This is a genomic window from Aeribacillus sp. FSL K6-1121 (assembly GCF_038003725.1).
GTDB classification, from domain to species: Bacteria; Bacillota; Bacilli; order Bacillales; family Aeribacillaceae; genus Aeribacillus; species Aeribacillus composti.
On the sequence record NZ_JBBOPS010000001.1, the window covers coordinates 876,544 to 895,643 of the forward strand.

The following is a 19,100-nucleotide window of genomic DNA, read 5'->3' on the forward strand; positions in this document are numbered from 1 at the left end:
AATGAAAACCGCTGTTTTTACTGACAAAGGGAAGGTCAGAACCCATAATGAAGACGCCGCAAGTGCCATTCTTAACCGACACGGGCAAATTTTAGCTGTCGTGGCTGACGGAATGGGTGGCCACCTCGCAGGCGATGTCGCAAGCAGAATGACGATCGAGCATTTTGAAAAAAGCTGGAACGAAGCGGAAAAAATGGAACATCCCGAGCAGGCGGAGCGCTGGATAAACGATCATATTGCCGAAGTCAACGAAGAACTTTTGACATATGCGAATGAACATAAGGAATGTAAAGGAATGGGCACGACGTTTGTCGGCGCCATCTGTACTGAAAGCTTTGCTACAATCGCCCACATTGGCGACAGCCGATGCTATTTGTTAAATAAAGCCGGTTTTGCTCAAATTACCGATGATCATTCATTAGTGAACGAGCTTGTGAAATCGGGACAAATTTCAAAAGAGGATGCGAAAGAGCATCCGCGAAAAAACATTTTATTGAAGGCTCTCGGCACAGAACAATCTGTCGATGCAGATATTAAAACAGTCGGCCTAGAAGTAAACGATTATTTGCTTCTTTGTTCTGACGGTTTATCGAATAAAGTGCAGGAACATGAAATGGAATCAGTTTTATCATCCGACCAATCACTGGAAGAAAAAGCGAAGGAATTAATACGGCTAGCAAATGAAAACGGCGGCGATGACAATATTTCTGTCATTATTTATAAACATGTCATCGGCCACGAGAGTGATGGAACATGCTGATCGGCAAGCGGATTAGCGGCCGTTATAAAATTTTGAAAGTGATTGGCGGAGGAGGAATGGCAAACGTTTATTTAGCAAGAGACATTATTTTAGAACGCGACGTTGCCATTAAAATTTTACGATTAGATTTTTCAGATGATGATGAGTTTATACGAAGATTTAGGAGAGAAGCACAATCGGCAACAAGCCTTGCCCATCCGAATATCGTCAGCATTTACGATGTCGGCGAAGAAGATAACATTTACTACATCGTGATGGAGTATGTGGAAGGCAAGACGTTAAAGCAGTACATCCAGCAAAATGCACCTTTGCATCCTAGAGAAGCATTAAATTTAATGGAGCAAATCGTATCAGCCATTGCTCACGCACACGAAAATCAAATTGTCCATAGAGATATAAAGCCGCACAATATACTTATTGACAACCTCGGGAACATTAAAGTGACCGATTTTGGGATTGCTATGGCTCTGACATCAACAACCATTACCCACACTAATTCCGTGCTGGGCTCTGTACATTATTTGTCGCCTGAACAAGCGAGAGGTCAGATTGCAACAAAAAAATCTGACATTTATTCGCTCGGCATCGTCCTGTATGAAATGCTGACAGGCAGGCTCCCTTTTGACGGGGAATCAGCCGTATCAATCGCTTTAAAGCATTTGCAATCAGAAGCTCCGTCTCCAAAGAGATGGAACCCTGAGATCCCCCAAAGCGTCGAAAATATTATTTTAAAGGCGATGGCGAAAGACCCTCTTCACCGTTATTCCTCTGCGGAAGAAATGGGAGAAGATATTCGCACTGCCTTTAATACAGACAGATTAGATGAAAAGAAATTTGAAATACCTGATAACGACGAAAAAACGATCACCCATCCGATTGTTTTACATGATATACCTGAAACTGGGGAACAAACAATCATTCATCATGCAAAGGATCGGCAGCCGCCGGGATTAGAAAAGGAACAAAAGCATGAAAATATTGTAAGCCCTAAGAAAAAAAGAAAATGGCTGAAAATATTATGGGTGACGACAGCTGTAGTCATCATAGCCATCATTTTAGCACTTCTCGTTCTTCCTAAACTAATCCTTCCAAAAGATGTAGAAGTGCCTGATGTGAGAGGGAAAACATATGAGGAAGCTGTCAACCAATTGCTGAAGGAAGGATTTGATGTCAAAGACACGATTTTGCTGGAAAACGATGAAATTGAAGAAGGATATGTCATAAGGACAGAACCAGAAGCAGGAGAAATGGTAGAAGAAGGTTCTTCTATTATCATTTATGAAAGTGCAGGCAAGAAAAAGGTAACGCTTGATAATTATATCGGGAAGGATATCGAGAGAGTAAGGCAGCTCCTTGAAGTAAAAGGATTTTCCAACATTACAGTATTGGAAGAATATAGCGGTGAAGAGGAAGGAACTGTCATTGACCAATCTCCGAGTGAGGGAGCAGAGCTCATTCCTGATGAAGATGAAATTACATTAACCGTGAGCAAAGGACCGAGAAAAATCACCCTTGCAGATTTAACGGGATACACAGAAGAAGCTGTTAAGGACTATGTGGAAAAAGAAGGTTTATCTTTTTCAAAGAAAGAAGAACATTCCGATGAAGTTCCTGCCGGTCAAGTGATTTCCCAATCACCGAGTGCAGGAAAAAAAGTGCTTCCAGGTGAAAAAATAGAAGTGGTTATTTCCTTAGGTCCGGAAGAAAAGCCGGACAAAAAAGTCGTCCGTGAAGTAGAGATCCCGTTTGATCCCGAAATTCACGGCGAAGAAGCGGAAGTGGGTATTTATATCAATGATGCTGAGCATTCTATCGGTGAACCTTATGAAACATTTAAAATATCAAAGCCTACCAAAAAGAAAATTGAGTTGACGATTCAACCTGGTCAATCCGCTTATTATCAAGTTTTGCTGAATAATGAAGTGGTGAAAACTGAAACAGTTCCTTATCCTGAAAATTAATGAAAAAGGAGGTCATGTATGCCAAAAGGCAAAATTGTTAAAGCGTTAAGCGGATTTTATTACGTATTAGCTGAAAATAAGCTTTATCAATGCAGGGGAAGAGGGGTGTTTCGAAAAAATAAAATTTCCCCTCTAGTAGGAGATGAAGTTATTTTTCAGGCGGAAAATGAAAAAGAAGGCTATATTCTAGAAATTTTGCAAAGAAAGAATGAATTGATCCGTCCGCCCATTTCAAACATTGATCAAGGGATCTTAGTTTTTTCCGCTGTAAGTCCAGATTTTAGCGCCAAGCTGCTGGATCGCTTTTTGGTGTTAATGGAAGCCAAAAATATTCGCCCGATCATTTGTATTACAAAAATGGACTTAATTGCAGATCATGTAATAGATGAAAAAATTCGTCAGTTTGCCAAAGATTATGAAAAAATTGGCTATCCTGTCTTTTTGATGACTACAAAAGAGCCTGAAACAGTTAAACAGGTCATTCCTTATTTAAAAGACAGCATTTCAGTGATTGCCGGGCAATCTGGAGTTGGCAAATCCTCTATGTTGAACTGCCTGGATCACCGTTTGCAATTGAAGACAGGAGAAATTTCCGATCATTTGGGGAGAGGAAAGCATACAACGAGACATGTAGAGCTCATTTCATTGGGAGGGGGACTAGTCGCCGATACGCCCGGATTTAGTTCGCTGGAGTTTACGGGTATAGAAGCTGCTGACTTGCCGAATTGCTTTCCAGAGATAAAAGAATTTAGCATTCAATGTAAATTTCGAGGCTGTCTTCATCAGAAGGAGCCAAAATGCGCCGTTAAAGAAGCGGTTGAAAATGGCGATATTTCCTCCTACAGGTACGAACATTATCTTCAGTTTTTAGAAGAGATAAAAGAAAGAAAGCCGAGGTATTGAACATGGTTAAAATTGCACCTTCGATTTTATCCGCAGATTTTTCTAGGTTGGCAGAAGAAATTATTGATGTGGAAAAAGGAGGAGCGGATTACATTCATGTTGACGTGATGGACGGCCACTTTGTGCCGAATATTACGATCGGTCCGCTCATTGTGCAAGCGATCCGCCCAGTGACCAAGCTGCCGCTTGATGTTCATTTAATGATTGAACAGCCTGATCGTTATATTCCTGCTTTTGTTGAAGCAGGAGCCGACTTGTTGTCCGTTCATGCGGAAGCCTGCCCGCATCTTCATCGAACGATCCATTTAATCAAATCGAATGGAGTGAAAGCAGGTGTTGTTTTAAATCCACATACTCCTGTATCGATGATCGAGCATGTAATAGAAGATGTTGATCTCGTGCTTTTGATGACGGTTAACCCTGGATTTGGCGGACAAGCGTTTATTCCATCAGTCATCAAAAAAATTCAGCAAGTTTCTAGCATCTTGAAAGAAAGAAATTTGCAAGTTGAGATCGAAGTGGACGGCGGCATCAACGCTGAAACAGCCAAATTGTGTGTGGAAGCTGGAGCAAATGTGCTTGTGGCAGGATCAGCCATTTATAATCAAAAAGATCGCAAACAAGCGATCAAATCTATAAGAGGAATGTGAAAGAACCGTTTATATGCGGTTCTTTTCACATTTAAAGGAAAAAATTTTTCATTTTTATGTTGATTCTTCAATAGATGTCAAGTACTTTTTTATTTTTTTCATGCATAAAGATATTGTAAGAAAAGTTGATGAAGACGTTCTAATTAGTATCTAAAATACGGATGATGAATATGCTACTTATAGACGTTTTTTAGATTTCTCATGGGGAGGGTAAATATAAATGAGATTTTATACAATTAAGCTTCCGAGGTTTTTAGGAGGAATTATACGGGCAATGCTCGGTTCATTTAAGAAAGATTAAAGAAGCACCTATCAAGGTGCTTTCTGCTTGTAGACAAAGCCAAATGGTGTGAACTCTACAAGCTTTTTTTATACCAAATTATATTGTGGGGATTTACCATTCTGTTAGAATGTTCGGCTTCAACTGGAAAAAATAATAGAGGACCCCGATTAAGTGCATGTTGCCTTCGTTTTTAGCAAACTGTCAACAAATACAGTAAATGGCAGGGGTTTTTGTCTTCAATATTAAAAAGCTGCCTCATTTTTCTTCCATCTTTTTTGTGTAAAAAAGAATTTTTTTAATTTAAAGTAGACTTTATGCGGTTGATTTTGTGTATGCCGAAAGGAACACGGATCGCGCTGAAGAAAGGCAAACTGTTTGAGAAAGTGGAATGTATTCCGATCGTTAATATGTAGTAAATAACCTATGTAGTTTTTTTAGCAGTTTGAAAAAATTTCATGTTAAAGTGGATTTTAAAGTTGCAGGATTCGCCTAAAAAGAAGAATGTGCTTGAAGAAATGTGACATTGGGAGTGCTTCAAAAGGTGAATAAAGAGTATTGAAACAAAACGGGCAGAAGTTTGTTAAAGCGCCGATTTTTTAAACGCTTATTTTCGAAATACTTTTGATCAGAAGATATCGGGATTCGCCGATTTCTTCTGATCATAATCCAACCTCTTGTCGTCTAACTTTTGTTTTATACACGCTCAACTTTTCCAGATTTAAGAGCACGTGCAGAAACGTATACACGTTTTGGCTTTCCATTCACAAGAATTCGCACTTTTTGAAGGTTCGCTCCCCATTTGCGTCTTGAAGCGTTCATAGCGTGAGAGCGCGTATTGCCAAAGCTTGTTTTTTTGCCAGTAATCACGCATTTACGAGCCATTTCTATACCTCCTAACTTGCAAGGAAATTGCTATTTTGACAATGTTTCAAGATACTATAATAATGTAACATACACCCTTGATCATTGCAATATAAATTCACCTCACTTTCAAGAATTTACGCTTGACATCATCATGTATTAATGCTCTTATTATGTAGGGAGCCATGACATTTCTTTAAATCCAAATCATCATATAGTAAAATGTTTGTAATGAACGTATGCTAAAGGAGGAACTCGAATGTCCATCGAATTAAAAACGAAATATGGCCAGATCGAAATTTCGAATGATGTAGTCGCACAAGTTGCCGGCGGTGCAGCTGTTGATTGTTACGGAATTGTCGGAATGGCTTCCAAAAATCAAATTAAAGACGGACTCTCAGAAATTTTACGGCGAGAAAATTTCAGCCGTGGAGTGATCGTCCGCCAAGAACAAGAGAGCGTTCATATTGATATGTATATTATTGTCAGCTATGGAACAAAAATATCAGAAGTTGCTCATAATGTTCAAACAAAAGTGAAATATACATTAAATCAAATTCTTGGATTATCTGTCGATTCGATTAACATATATGTGCAAGGGGTTCGTGTAACGAATCCGTAGAGAAGGAGGAAACATTTGTGGCCAATACTTTGCTTGATGGGAAGCGCTTTGCGGAAATGGTGATTCAAGGAGCGAATCATCTATCTAATAATGCGAAAGTGGTGGATGCGTTAAACGTTTTTCCTGTTCCGGATGGGGATACGGGAACAAACATGAATTTATCCATCACAGCTGGAGCAAAAGAAGTACAAAAACATGTTTCATCAAATATCGGTTCTGTAGCTGGAGCATTTGCAAAAGGTCTGTTAATGGGCGCGCGTGGGAATTCTGGGGTTATTTTATCCCAGCTTTTTCGTGGGTTTGCAAAAGCGGTTGAAGGAAAAGAATCGATCAATGCGGATGAATTTGCTAAAGCTTTTCAAGCAGGTGTTGATACTGCCTATAAAGCTGTTATGAAGCCTGTTGAAGGGACCATTTTAACGGTTGCAAAAGATGCTGCGAAAAAAGCTGTTAAAACAGCTAAATCAACCGATGATCTGACAATTGTTATGGAAGAAGTGGTAAAAGAAGCAAAGGAGTCATTAAAGAGAACGCCTGAGCTTCTGCCTGTCCTAAAAGAAGTGGGCGTTGTGGACAGCGGTGGACAAGGACTTGTATTTATTTACGAGGGATTTTTGGCAGAATTAAAGGGAGAGAAAATTTCCGAATCCCCTAAGCTTCCTTCGATGGACAAACTGGTAAGTGCAGAGCATCATAAAAATGCACAAAGTCATATTAATACAGAAGATATTAAATATGGATATTGTACAGAATTTATGGTTCGGTTTGAAAAAGAAAAAGAGCCGTTTTCTGAAAAGAAATTTCGCGAAGATTTATCCCGGTTCGGAGATTCGCTTTTAGTAATTGCCGATGATGAACTTGTCAAAGTACATATCCATTCTGAACAACCTGGCGAGGTATTGACATACGGGCAGCGCTACGGCAGCTTATTGAATATGAAAATTGAAAACATGCGCGAGCAGCATAGTACAATTGTCAATAATCAAACGGAAAATGTATTATCTACTGAACCGGCGGCACCCAAAAATGAAAAGTACGGAATTATCGCGGTTGCCATGGGCTCGGGAATTTCCGATCTTTTTACATCAATTGGTGCAACAAAAATTATTGAAGGCGGCCAGACGATGAATCCAAGTACGGAAGATTTTGTAAAGGCTGTCGAACAGTTGAACGCAGAGAATATTATTATTTTGCCGAACAATTCCAATATCATTATGGCAGCCAATCAAGCAGCACAAATAACTGATAAAAATATAAGAGTCATTGAAACGAAAAGCGTTCCTCAAGGATTATCCGCCCTGCTGGCTTTCAATCCTGAACTCGGTTTAGAGGAAAACGTAAAGGCGATGGAGGAAGCAAGCAGGAATGTGAAAACAGGACAAGTCACATATGCTGTAAGGGATACAAGTATTGACGGACTTGCGATAGAAAAAGGAGACTTCATGGGGATTTACGAGAAAACCATCGTCGCAAAAGATAAAAGCAAGCTTGAAGCTGCCAAAAAGTTGTTGGATCAAATGATCGATGAAGAGGATGAAATATTGACGATTCTCCAAGGAGAAGATGCATCCGAAAACGAAGTAGACCAATTAGTCCAACATGTTGAAAATCATTATGAACATATCGAAATTGAGGTTCATAATGGAAATCAGCCATTATATTCTTATATTTTTTCAGTTGAGTAGAGCAGGAGGGCTTCGGCCTTCCTCTTTTTATTTCACGGTTTAAGTATTTTTGGTAAACTAAATATCGATATTTCAAACGGTTTTAAAGGAGGTTTCCCGCGGCTAAGTTCAAAGCTGCAAACAGAACATGAACCAATTGCTACAACCGGTCACAGCGGTTAAAGGGGTAGGAGAACAAACAGAACGTTTGCTGCATGATATGGGAATACATACTGTTTCTGATTTGCTTTATTATTTTCCTAATCGCTATGAAGACAACCGTTTAAAGGATCTTGCTGAAGTGAAGCATAAAGAAAGAGCGACAGTCGAAGGAAAGGTTTACAGCGAGCCATTGCTGACCTATTACGGAAAGAAGCGGTCGCGTCTTTCCTTTCGCATGCTTGTCGGCCGTTATGTTGTCACTGCAGTTTGTTTTAATAGACCATATTACAAACAGAAGCTTGCCATCAATCAGGTTGTTACCGTCTCTGGCATTTGGGACCGCAATCGGCAAACTATCAATGTTCAACAGATTCATTTTGGGCCTCATAAGCAAAATCAAGAAGTAGAACCCGTTTATTCAGTCCGCGGAAAGCTGACTGTTTCAGAGCTAAAACGGATTATCAGGACCGCCATCCAGTCGTATTCCAGTTTTATTCCAGAAAATTTGCCGGAAATGCTCAGGAAGCGATATAAATTGCCGATGAAAGAAGAAGCGGTAAGAGCCATGCACCTTCCCAAAAATGCCGATGAACTGAAACAGGCAAGAAGAAGATTTGTTTATGAAGAATTTTTATTATTTCAATTGAAAATGCAGGCGATTAAACATTTTCGCAGGTCTTCCTCAAGAGGAATTTCTCATCATTTTGATCGAAAAGAATTGCAATCCTTTATCGACACGCTTCCTTTTTCATTAACAAACGCACAAAAGCGTGTCGTTTCGGAAATTTTATCCGATATGTCTTCACCCTACAGGATGAACCGCCTTCTTCAAGGAGATGTTGGATCAGGGAAAACCGCAGTTGCTGCCATTGTGATGTATGCCGCTGTGTTAAGCGGCTATCAAGCGGCATTGATGGTTCCGACGGAAATTTTAGCTGAGCAGCATGCGAAATCATTGTCAAATCTTTTTTCGCATACGTCTGTCCGCATCGCTTTATTAACAAGCTCAATCAAAGGGAAAAAACGAAAAGAGCTGCTTCTTCAGTTAAAATCCGGGGACATTAACATGATCATAGGGACGCATTCCCTTATTCAGGAGGAAGTGAATTTTTGCCGTTTAGGGCTTGTGATTACGGATGAACAGCATCGGTTCGGCGTCAATCAGCGAAGAATATTGCGGGAAAAAGGAGAATTCCCAGATGTGTTATTTATGACGGCAACTCCTATTCCAAGAACTCTTGCTATAACTGCATTTGGCGAAATGGATGTTTCCATCATTGATGAAATGCCTTCCGGAAGAAAGAAGGTAAAAACATATTGGGTTCGGCCGGAAATGTTAACCCGAATTCTAATATTTATTGAAAAAGAAGTGAAAAAGGGCCATCAAGCGTATGTGATTTGTCCGTTAATTGAAGAATCGGAAAATTTGGATGTCGAAAATGCTGTGACAGTGCACAGTCAATTAACTCAATTTTATCAGGGCAGAATTCAAATCGGCCTTTTGCATGGACGCATGTCACAAGAAGAGAAAAATCAGGTGATGATGGATTTTAGCGAAAATAAAGTGCAAGTTCTTGTCTCCACGACAGTAGTGGAAGTGGGCGTAAACGTACCGAATGCCACGGTCATGTTAGTTTACGATGCGGAGCGGTTTGGTCTTGCCCAGCTCCATCAGCTGCGAGGAAGAGTTGGCCGAGGAAGCTTGCAATCCTATTGCATACTGCTTTCAGATCCGAAATCAGAAATAGGAAAAGAAAGAATGAGAATTATGACGGAAACAGATGACGGCTTCCGTTTAGCTGAAAAAGATTTGGAGCTTAGAGGTCCAGGAGATTTTTTCGGCAAAAAACAAAGCGGCATACCAGAGTTTAAAATCGCCGACATGGTCCATGATTACAGAGCGCTTGAAACTGCGAGATCTGACGCTGCCCAACTGATTCAGTCTGATGCTTTTTGGAAAGATGAACAATTTGCGCCGCTCCGCGATGATTTAGAGGCTTCCGGAGTGTTGAGCGGAGAGAAGCTGGATTAGCCAAAAAAGAATTCATGGTTGCAAACTTATTTCTTTGATTATATACTTGTTATTAGTACCTAGTCTTAATACTAGTCGGACGGTGTAAAAAATGAGACGCAGTAAAAAGGAAAGACAGCGTTTATTGTTGGAAACAATTCAAGAAACGCCTTTTATTACAGATGAAGAATTAGCTGAAAAATTTGGCGTCAGCGTCCAAACCATCCGTTTGGACAGACTAGAACTGTCGATCCCGGAATTAAGAGAACGAATCAAGCATGTCGCTGAACGAAAACTTGAAGATGAAGTCAAATCCCTTCCGATTGATGAAGTGATCGGTGAAATTATTGATCTTGAGCTCGATAAATCAGCTATTTCGATTTTTGATGTTAAAAAAGAGCATGTTTTTAGCCGAAATCAAATTGCACGCGGCCATCATCTATTTGCACAAGCGAACTCTCTTGCCGTTGCTTGCATTGATGATGAATTGGCATTAACGGCTAAAGCGACAATCCGTTTCACACGGCAAGTAAAAGAAAATGAGCGCGTTGTCGCAAAAGCAAAAGTCACTCGCATTGACCGAGATAAAGGCCGCACGTTTGTTGAAGTAAACAGCTATGTCGGCAACGAACTCGTTTTTTCAGGTGAATTTGAAATGTTCAGATCTGCGAATCAATCTAAAAAGGAAGGGGCAAAACATGAAGATAGCCATTGATGCAATGGGGGGAGACAACGCGCCTCAAGCGGTTGTAAAAGGAGCATTAAGAGCGCTTGATGAATTTTCTGATTTGGAAATTGAATTAATCGGAAATGAGTCGCTGATCACTCCATTGTTAGAAGGTAGACATACAAACATTTCTACTTTTCATACAGAAGAAAAAATTGAAAATGACGACGAACCTGTTCGGGCTGTGCGCAGAAAAAAAAATGCGTCGATGGTCATTATGGCTGAAAGAGTTCGCGACAAAAAGGCGGATGCCTGCATTTCAGCTGGGAATACAGGCGCGCTTATGACTGCCGGTCTGTTTATTATCGGCCGTATAAACGGCATCGACCGGCCGGCGCTGGCACCAACGCTGCCGACCCTTGATGGAAAAGGCTTTGTGATGCTCGATGTCGGTGCTAATGCAGATGCGAAAATGGAACATCTGCAGCAGTATGCAATCATGGGCTCCGTTTATGCAGAAAAGGTGAGAGGGATCAAATCTCCGAGAGTTGGCTTGCTCAACATTGGAACGGAGGAAAAAAAGGGGAACGAATTAGCTAAACAGGCTTTTCAACTTCTGTCTCAATCGCCGATCAACTTTGTCGGCAATGTAGAAGCGCGCGACCTGCTGTCAGGAGCGGCTGATGTTGTAGTAACGGACGGTTTTTCAGGAAACATTGCTTTGAAAGCCATTGAAGGCACAGCACTTTCGGTATTTGCCATGATGAAAGAGGCGTTGACAAGCTCTTTTACAGCGAAAATTGCTGCAGCTGTTTTGAAGCCGAAATTAAAAGGACTAAAGAAAAAAATGGATTATTCAGAGCATGGCGGGGCTTGCTTATTCGGGCTGAAAGCACCGGTGATCAAAGCCCACGGTTCATCCGATGAGCTGGCTATTTTTCATGCTATTCGCCAGGCTCGGGAAATAGTGGCGAACTCCGTATCTTCAACGATAGAAGAAACGATTCAGAACATGCAATTGAAAGGGGATTGACAATGGGGAAAACTGCTCTTCTGTTTCCGGGACAAGGCTCTCAGCAAGTCGGTATGGGAAAAGATTTTTTTGATCAAGTTCCCATTTCCAAGGAAATTTTTCAAAAAGCAAATGAACGTTTAGACTTTGATTTAACTTCTATTATTTTCAACGGTCCGCAAGAAGAATTGACGTTAACATACAATGCACAGCCTGCACTGCTTACGACAAGCGCTGCGATTTTTGAAGCATTGAAACAGTATGAAGTCGTTTTTGATTATGTTGCCGGACACAGCCTAGGTGAATATACAGCATTAGTGGCGGCAAACGTCATGACAGTTGAAGATGCAGTCTATGTTGTAAGAAAGCGCGGTGAACTGATGGAAAAAGCGGTTCCTGCAGGAGAAGGATCCATGGCTGCCGTTTTAGGTATGGTGCAGGAAGAACTTGAAAACATAACAAAACAAATCTCGAATGAAGGCACTCTAGTACAACTGGCAAATTTAAATTGTCCCGGGCAAATCGTTATTTCTGGAACAAAAGAAGGAGTACAAAGAGCTGGGGAGCTTGCTAAAGAAAAGGGTGCCAAGCGGGTAATCCCGCTGGAAGTAAGCGGTCCATTTCATTCTGAATTGATGAAGCCGGCTGCCAGCGAGCTGTCCAAAGTGCTTGATGAAGTGACCATTCAAGATGCATCCGTTCCTGTCATCGCGAACGTGACTGCTGCTCCTGTTCAAAATAAAGATGAAATCAAGAGCCTTTTGATTGAGCAGCTTTATTCTCCTGTTCGATGGGAAGAAAGTGTACGGTCGATGATTCAAGCAGGAGTGACAACGTTTATTGAAATCGGTGCTGGAAAAGTTCTGACAGGTCTTGTCAAAAAGGTGGATCGCAGCGTTAAAACATACAATATTTTTGATTTGTCATCATTAGAAGCAGTTGTTCATGACATAAAGGAGGTATGATTATGCTTTCAGGGAAAACGGCCCTTGTAACGGGAGGAAGCCGCGGAATCGGCCGAGCGATTGCTATTGATCTTGCCAAAAATGGCGCGGATGTCGCTGTAAATTATTCTGGTAATGAGGAAAAAGCCAATGAAGTGGTAAAAGAAATTGAATCCTTAGGACGGAAAGCTTTTGCCATTCGCGCTAATGTTGCAAATGCTGATGAAGTAAACAGCATGGTCAATGAAGTAATCGAACGATTCGGCCGTCTCGACATTCTTGTAAATAATGCCGGAATCACGAAAGATAATTTGCTTATGCGAATGAAAGAATCAGAATGGGACGACGTGATCAACATAAATTTAAAAGGCGTTTTCAATTGTACAAAAGCGGTCACAAGACAAATGATGAAGCAGCGTTCCGGCAGGATCATCAACATCGCATCGATCGTCGGTATAGCTGGTAATGCTGGACAGGCAAACTATGTAGCGGCTAAAGCCGGGATTATCGGACTGACGAAGACGACTGCGAAGGAGCTGGCGGGCCGAAATATTACAGTAAATGCTGTAGCGCCAGGTTTTATTTCAACCGATATGACGGATCAGCTCCCTGAACAAATAAGAAATGAAATGCTCAAACAAATTCCGCTCGGACGTTTCGGCGAGCCGAATGATATTGCCAATATGGTAACATTCATAGCTTCTGATAAAAGCTCCTATATGACAGGGCAAACACTTTGTCTCGACGGCGGAATGGTCATGTATTAATTTTGAATTCGTTGTAGTAATATGAAGACAAATCTTCTATAATACTGGAGGGAGGTGAAAGTTATGGCAGATGTATTGGAGCGTGTTACGAAGATCATCGTCGACCGTCTCGGAGTTGATGAATCTGAAGTAAAGCTTGAATCCTCTTTTAAAGACGATCTCGGCGCTGATTCCCTAGACGTTGTTGAACTTGTTATGGAATTAGAAGATGAGTTCGGCATGGAAATTTCCGACGAAGAAGCGGAACAAATTGTGACTGTAGGGGATGCAGTTAATTACATACAGAGTAAACTATAATTGCATGTTTTTAAAAAGTCCCGTATCTTTGCGGGGCTTTCTCCCTTTTCATCCCTTTTTTTGTTAACATAAAGTAGAGGTTGTTTCATTTGTTTAGAAAATGGAGGTAACGTATGCCTAACAAAACAAATTTAAAAAAAAATTTTTTTAAAAAAATAGAAAAGTTTCGTGATTTCCAAGCAAAAATCGGCATTACGTTCACGAATGAAAAGCTCTTATTTCAGGCTTTTACACATTCATCCTATGTGAATGAGCATCGCAAAAAACCGTATGAAGACAATGAACGGCTGGAATATTTAGGTGATGCAGTATTGGAGCTGACGGTTTCGGAGTACTTGTATAAAAAATATCCGACAATGTCTGAAGGCAATTTAACAAAGCTGAGAGCTGCCATTGTTTGCGAGCCATCGCTTGTTACTTTTGCCAACGAGCTTTCTTTTGGCGAACTCGTTTTGCTCGGAAAAGGAGAGGAAATGACTGGGGGGCGCGGTCGTCCAGCTCTTTTAGCTGATGTCTTTGAGGCATTTATCGGCGCTTTGTATTTGGATCAAGGTCTTGAGTCAGTCACTTCTTTTTTAAATAAGGTCGTTTTCCCGAAAATCGACGAAGGTGCTTTTTCTCATGTGATGGATTTTAAAAGCAGATTGCAAGAGCTTATTCAGCGTGACGGAAAAGGTGTTTTGGATTATAAAATTTTGGAAGAAAAAGGCCCCGCTCATAATAAAGAATTTGTTGCAACCGTATCTTTAAACGGAGAGGTGATCGGTTCAGGAGTGGGCCGTTCCAAAAAAGAAGCAGAACAGCATGCAGCTGAACAAGGATTGCAAAAATTAGGCGAATTCCCCCAAAAATAAACGGGGGATTTTTTATTGATATTGCTCCGATCATTTTTTGTTATGGTAAAATAGGAAAGACTTATTTGGAATGAAAGGGGATCACCATGTTCCTCAAACGTTTAGATATCGTAGGATTTAAATCTTTTGCAGATCGGATCAGCGTTGATTTTGCTGGCGGTGTTACCGCTGTTGTCGGCCCAAATGGGAGCGGAAAATCGAATATAACAGAAGCTATTCGATGGGTTCTTGGGGAGCAATCAGCAAAATCATTAAGAGGATCCAAAATGGAGGATATTATTTTTGCTGGAAGCGATACTCGCAAACGTTTAAATATGGCGGAAGTCACTTTAACTCTTGATAACGGCGATCAGTTTTTGCCGATCGATTATCATGAGGTAAGTGTGACAAGAAGAGTTTACCGCTCTGGAGAAAGTGAATTTTTTATAAACAAGCAATCTTGCCGCTTAAAAGATATTATCGACCTGTTCATGGATTCCGGTCTCGGAAAAGAAGCGTTTTCAATTATCAGCCAAGGAAAGGTTGAAGAAATTTTAAGCGCGAAACCGGAAGATCGGCGGACAATTTTTGAAGAAGCGGCTGGTGTGCTAAAATATAAAACCCGAAAAAAGAAAGCTGAAATAAAACTTGCTGAAACTGAAGAAAATTTAAATAGAGTTCAAGACATTTTATATGAACTGAATGCGCAAATTGAGCCCCTTAAAATGCAGGCATCTATTGCAAAGGATTATTTGGATAAAAAGGAAGAACTGAAGCAGCATGAGGTCGCTCTTCTCGCGCATGAAATTGAAGAGCTTCATGATAGATGGGAAGCATTGAAGCGTTCGGTCGAAGAAAATCGCGATCGCGAACTAGAGCTGACATCGCAAATACAAAAAAAAGAAGCGAATCTGGAAGAAATGCGGGATCAAATCAGTGCATTGGATGAATCAATCAATGATTTGCAGCAAGTTCTTCTTTTGGCAAGCGAAGAACTGGAGAAGCTTGAAGGGAAAAAAGAAGTTTTAAAAGAAAGAAAAAAACATGCGGCGCAAAACGAACAGCAGTTGAAAGAGCAAATCGCTGAGCTGACTGAACAAATAAATCAATTATTAAAAGAAAAAGAAGAGCAAAAAAGCGTCTATGAAACATGCGAAAAAGAAGTAAAAGAACTAAAATCCTTCCTGCAAAAAAAAGAAAACGACCTGCTAAGCCTGGATGGAAACATCGAGGAAAAGCTTGAGCAGCTAAAAAGTGACTATTTTGAAAAATTAAATGAACTGGCAAGCGCTCGAAATGAAATCAATTATATTGAGGAGCAGCTAAGCTTGCGAAAAGTCAAAGCAGACCGCTTAGACGAGGCAAACGAAAAATATATTTCCGAAAGAAAAGAGCTGAAAAAAGAGAAAGGGAAAATAGAAGCACAGCTTTCTAAAATCGGAAAAACATTGCAAAATCAGCTTTCCTCTTATCATACAGGCTTAAAAACGTTGGAAAGCCTAAAGCAACAATATGAAAAGAAGGAATCGCTGCTTTATCAAGCATATCAATATTTACAAAAAGCAAAATCAAAAAAAGAAATGCTAGAGGCGATGCAGGAGGATTATACCGGTTTCTTCCAGGGTGTCCGCGAAGTTTTAAAAGCAAAACACAAGCTAAAAGGCATACATGGTGCTGCTATCGAGCTGTTGACAACGAAACATGAATATGAAACAGCCATTGAAATTGCTCTTGGCGCGGCAAGCCAGCATATAGTCGTTGACGATGAAGAATCGGCAAGACAGGCGATTGCGTTTTTGAAGAAAAATGCATTCGGCAGAGCGACGTTCCTTCCTTTATCTGTCATCAAAGGCCGCTCAATCCCGAAATATCAGCTTTCGATTGCAGAAAGCCATCCTGATTTTATCGGGATAGCGTCTCAACTCGTGGAATATGAATCAGCATATAAGCCGATCATAGAAAATCTGTTAGGAAACGTTATTATTGCAAAAACGTTGGAAGGGGCAAATGCGATTGCCAAACAAATTCAGTACTCGCACCGAATTGTTACGCTTGAAGGCGATGTAGTCAATCCAGGCGGATCGATGACAGGAGGAGCGGTGAAGCAGAAATCACCTTCTTTCCTTACCAAAAACCGAGAGCTTGAGTCGATTCGCGACAAAATTGCGGAAATGGAAGAAAAGACAGCTTTGCTCGAAAAAGAAGTAAAAAATCTGAAGCAATCGATTGCCAAAAAAGAGAAAGAGCTTGATGATCTGCGGGAAGAAGGATCTTCTTTGCGAATGGAAGAGCAAGCTTTGAAGGGCAGCTTGAGGGAAATTGAATTAAAAGAGCGAAATATTAATGATCATTTGAAGCTTTACGATGCTGAAAAAATCGCCTATGTAGAAGAACAGGAGAAGTTAGATGAAAGAAAAACAAAATTGCTGTCCTCCATCGAACAAATGGAAGGACAAATACAACAGCTAGATTCAGAGATTCGTCAGCTGGCCGAGAAGAAGGAGAAACAGCAAAAATCAAAGGAAGAATGGATGCAGGAAATAACAGAGCTCAAAATTATTCTTGCAGGAAAAGAGGAATCCTTTAAAAATAGTAAGGAACAATTAGCACGCCTTGAAAAAGAATATCATCTGGCGAATCAAAAAAAGAAAGAGGCGGAAAAAGATTTACAACTATTATTGGATGAAATCGACCGCGATCACTCCGGTGAAATCCAATTGGAAGAAATAAAAAAGGAGAAGCTTGAGGACAAAAATAAAACAATTGAATTGATCGCATCCCGCAGACGCCAGCGAATGAGCATGCAAGAAGAGCTGGAACGAGAAGAAAAAGAATGGAAAGAGCTGAAGCGCGCTCATAAACAACTGACGGACGTTCTAAAAGATGAAGAAGTGAAATTAAACAGGCTGGATGTGGAGCTTGATCAGCTCTTGAATTATTTGCAAAATGAGTATAAGCTAACTTTTGAAGCAGCAAAGGCCCGCTTTCCTTTACAGATGGAGAAAGAAGAGGCGAAGAAAAAAGTAAAGCTGATTAAACTGGCATTAGAAGAGCTTGGAACCGTAAACTTAGGGGCAATTGATGAGTACGAGCGGGTGCGTGAACGGCATGAGTTTTTAACAGAACAGAGGGACGATTTATTGAATGCAAAAGAAACTCTTTTTAAAGTCATCGCCGAAATGGATGAAGAAATGAAAAAGCAGTTTTCCCAAATGTTTGCCAAAATACGTTCTCAATTCGATATCGTTTTTAAAGAACTGTTCGGAGGCGGAAAAGCGGATTTAATTTTGACAAATCCCGACGATCTGTTAAACACCGGAGTGGACATTATTGCTCAGCCTCCAGGGAAAAAACTGCAATATTTAAGCCTGCTGTCCGGAGGCGAACGCGCTTTGACTGCAATTGCCCTTCTATTTTCCATATTAAAGGTACGTCCTGTTCCGTTTTGTGTTCTCGATGAAGTAGAGGCGGCATTGGATGAAGCAAACGTTCAAAGATTTTCTAAATTTTTGAAGCGTTTCAGTGAGAATACTCAATTTATTGTCATCACCCACCGGAAAGGGACGATGGAAGAAGCGGATGCTTTATATGGTGTGACAATGCAAGAATCGGGAGTGTCAAAAGTTGTATCCGTCCGCTTGGAAGATACAGTTAGATATGTGAAATCGTCGTGAAAGGAAGAAAAATAAATGAGTTTTTTTAAGAAATTAAAAGAAAAAATTTCAAAGCAGAAGGATTCAGTAACGGCAAAATTTAAAGAAGGGCTTGAAAAAACGAGAAGCTCTTTTACAGAAAGCTTAAATGAACTTGTTTCGCGCTATCGAAAGGTTGATGAAGAATTTTTCGAGGAATTAGAGGAAATTTTGATTACTGCCGATGTCGGCGTTCAAACGGTCATGGACTTGATCGATGAATTGAAAATGGAAGTGAAAAGGCGAAACATTCAAGAACCGAAGGAAGTGCGCGCTGCCATTTCCGAAAAGCTTGTTGAAATTTACCAAGGAGAAGACGGCGCTCCTACCGATTTAAACATTGAAGACGGCCGGTTAAACATCGTATTGTTTGTTGGCGTCAATGGTGTTGGAAAAACGACGACGATCGGAAAGCTTGCACATCGATTAAAAGAAGAAGGAAAATCTGTCCTTCTTGCTGCCGGCGACACGTTCCGAGCAGGCGCCATCGAACAGCTGGAAGTTTGGGGGGATCGGGTTGGCGTAGATGTGATTAAACAATCGGCAGGCTCTGATCCTGCTGCCGTCGTGTATGACGCCATTCAGGCCGCTCGCTCTCGAAAAGTAGACGTCTTATTATGTGATACTGCTGGACGGCTTCAAAATAAGATGAATTTAATGAAAGAGCTTGAGAAAGTAAAGCGGGTTATCGAACGGGAAATTCCAGGTGCTCCGCATGAAGTGCTGCTTGTCCTTGATGCGACAACCGGACAAAATGCAATGAGCCAGGCAAGACAGTTTTCGGAGGCGACAAATGTCACTGGAATTGCCTTGACAAAATTGGATGGCACTGCGAAGGGAGGAATTGTTCTAGCCATTCGAAATGAGCTGAACATTCCTGTAAAACTGGTGGGGCTTGGCGAAAAAATGGACGATCTTGAGAAATTTGATGCAGAGAAATATGTTTATGGGCTGTTTGCCGATTTAGTAGATGAAGCGTAACGTAATTGTGTTAAGAAAAAAACTTGACAT

17 protein-coding genes are annotated in these 19,100 nt (G+C 40.7%); 16 read left to right on the forward strand and 1 reads right to left on the reverse strand.

Features of this window, described 5'->3' with window-relative positions:
- Position 1: 1 nt before the first annotated feature.
- The 5 genes from NSQ61_RS04535 to spoVM all read left to right on the forward strand — a co-directional run bounded on the left by NSQ61_RS04535 (position 2) and on the right by spoVM (position 4,575).
- A complete protein-coding gene (locus tag NSQ61_RS04535) occupies positions 2-760 on the forward strand; it encodes a Stp1/IreP family PP2C-type Ser/Thr phosphatase (protein ID WP_066246550.1) in 759 nt (252 codons plus the stop codon).
- Entirely contained in the window at positions 754-2,721 is a 1,968-nt protein-coding gene (pknB, locus tag NSQ61_RS04540; RefSeq protein ID WP_066246548.1) for a Stk1 family PASTA domain-containing Ser/Thr kinase, read from the forward strand. The genes NSQ61_RS04535 and pknB overlap by 7 nt, the downstream gene beginning before the upstream one ends.
- Positions 2,722-2,739: 18 nt before the next feature.
- The gene (gene rsgA / locus NSQ61_RS04545) at positions 2,740-3,624 is read left to right on the forward strand and encodes a ribosome small subunit-dependent GTPase A (protein ID WP_339209945.1); all 885 of its coding nucleotides are present in this window, start codon (positions 2,740-2,742) and stop codon (positions 3,622-3,624) included.
- Between the two features lie 2 nt (positions 3,625-3,626).
- Positions 3,627-4,274, forward strand: coding sequence for a ribulose-phosphate 3-epimerase (gene rpe / locus NSQ61_RS04550; RefSeq protein WP_327847729.1), 648 nt, complete (start codon positions 3,627-3,629; stop codon positions 4,272-4,274).
- A 220-nt stretch (positions 4,275-4,494) separates the two neighbouring features.
- Complete coding sequence (spoVM, locus tag NSQ61_RS04555; RefSeq protein WP_063388445.1) at positions 4,495-4,575, forward strand: stage V sporulation protein SpoVM; 81 nt, start codon at positions 4,495-4,497, stop codon at positions 4,573-4,575.
- 675 nt (positions 4,576-5,250) lie between these two features.
- Here spoVM and rpmB read toward each other — a convergent pair.
- A complete protein-coding gene (gene rpmB / locus NSQ61_RS04560; RefSeq protein ID WP_063388444.1) occupies positions 5,251-5,439 on the reverse strand; it encodes a 50S ribosomal protein L28 in 189 nt (62 codons plus the stop codon).
- A 238-nt stretch (positions 5,440-5,677) separates the two neighbouring features.
- Here rpmB and NSQ61_RS04565 point away from each other — a divergent pair, with 238 nt between their 5' ends.
- The 11 genes from NSQ61_RS04565 to ftsY all read left to right on the forward strand — a co-directional run bounded on the left by NSQ61_RS04565 (position 5,678) and on the right by ftsY (position 19,070).
- Positions 5,678-6,040: an Asp23/Gls24 family envelope stress response protein gene (locus NSQ61_RS04565; protein ID WP_063388443.1), complete on the forward strand. Its 363-nt coding sequence runs from the start codon at positions 5,678-5,680 to the stop codon at positions 6,038-6,040.
- Positions 6,041-6,057: 17 nt separating this feature from the next.
- The gene (locus NSQ61_RS04570) at positions 6,058-7,725 is read left to right on the forward strand and encodes a DAK2 domain-containing protein (RefSeq protein ID WP_066246543.1); all 1,668 of its coding nucleotides are present in this window, start codon (positions 6,058-6,060) and stop codon (positions 7,723-7,725) included.
- Positions 7,726-7,852: 127 nt separating this feature from the next.
- Positions 7,853-9,898 carry an ATP-dependent DNA helicase RecG gene (gene recG / locus NSQ61_RS04575; RefSeq protein WP_340806118.1) on the forward strand — a complete coding sequence of 682 codons (2,046 nt, stop codon included), beginning with the start codon at positions 7,853-7,855 and terminating at the stop codon, positions 9,896-9,898.
- Positions 9,899-9,989: 91 nt separating this feature from the next.
- Positions 9,990-10,592, forward strand: a complete 603-nt coding sequence (fapR, locus tag NSQ61_RS04580) for a transcription factor FapR (protein ID WP_063388440.1) — start codon at positions 9,990-9,992, stop codon at positions 10,590-10,592.
- Positions 10,576-11,577 carry a phosphate acyltransferase PlsX gene (plsX, locus tag NSQ61_RS04585; protein WP_340806120.1) on the forward strand — a complete coding sequence of 334 codons (1,002 nt, stop codon included), beginning with the start codon at positions 10,576-10,578 and terminating at the stop codon, positions 11,575-11,577. Before fapR ends, plsX begins: the two co-directional genes overlap by 17 nt.
- Before the next feature lie 2 nt (positions 11,578-11,579).
- On the forward strand, positions 11,580-12,521 hold the full coding sequence (fabD, locus tag NSQ61_RS04590; RefSeq protein ID WP_063388438.1) for an ACP S-malonyltransferase: 942 nt from the start codon (positions 11,580-11,582) through the stop codon (positions 12,519-12,521).
- A gap of 2 nt (positions 12,522-12,523) precedes the next feature.
- The gene (gene fabG, locus NSQ61_RS04595) at positions 12,524-13,267 is read left to right on the forward strand and encodes a 3-oxoacyl-[acyl-carrier-protein] reductase (protein WP_063388437.1); all 744 of its coding nucleotides are present in this window, start codon (positions 12,524-12,526) and stop codon (positions 13,265-13,267) included.
- Positions 13,268-13,330: 63 nt separating this feature from the next.
- Complete coding sequence (locus tag NSQ61_RS04600) at positions 13,331-13,564, forward strand: acyl carrier protein (RefSeq protein ID WP_063388436.1); 234 nt, start codon at positions 13,331-13,333, stop codon at positions 13,562-13,564.
- 113 nt (positions 13,565-13,677) lie between these two features.
- Positions 13,678-14,418 (forward strand): ribonuclease III, encoded by a 741-nt coding sequence (rnc, locus tag NSQ61_RS04605; protein ID WP_063388435.1) that lies wholly within the window; start codon positions 13,678-13,680, stop codon positions 14,416-14,418.
- 86 nt (positions 14,419-14,504) lie between these two features.
- Positions 14,505-18,071 carry a chromosome segregation protein SMC gene (gene smc, locus NSQ61_RS04610; protein WP_340806123.1) on the forward strand — a complete coding sequence of 1,189 codons (3,567 nt, stop codon included), beginning with the start codon at positions 14,505-14,507 and terminating at the stop codon, positions 18,069-18,071.
- Positions 18,072-18,086: 15 nt separating this feature from the next.
- On the forward strand, positions 18,087-19,070 hold the full coding sequence (gene ftsY, locus NSQ61_RS04615) for a signal recognition particle-docking protein FtsY (RefSeq protein ID WP_063388433.1): 984 nt from the start codon (positions 18,087-18,089) through the stop codon (positions 19,068-19,070).
- Positions 19,071-19,100 lie beyond the last annotated feature (30 nt).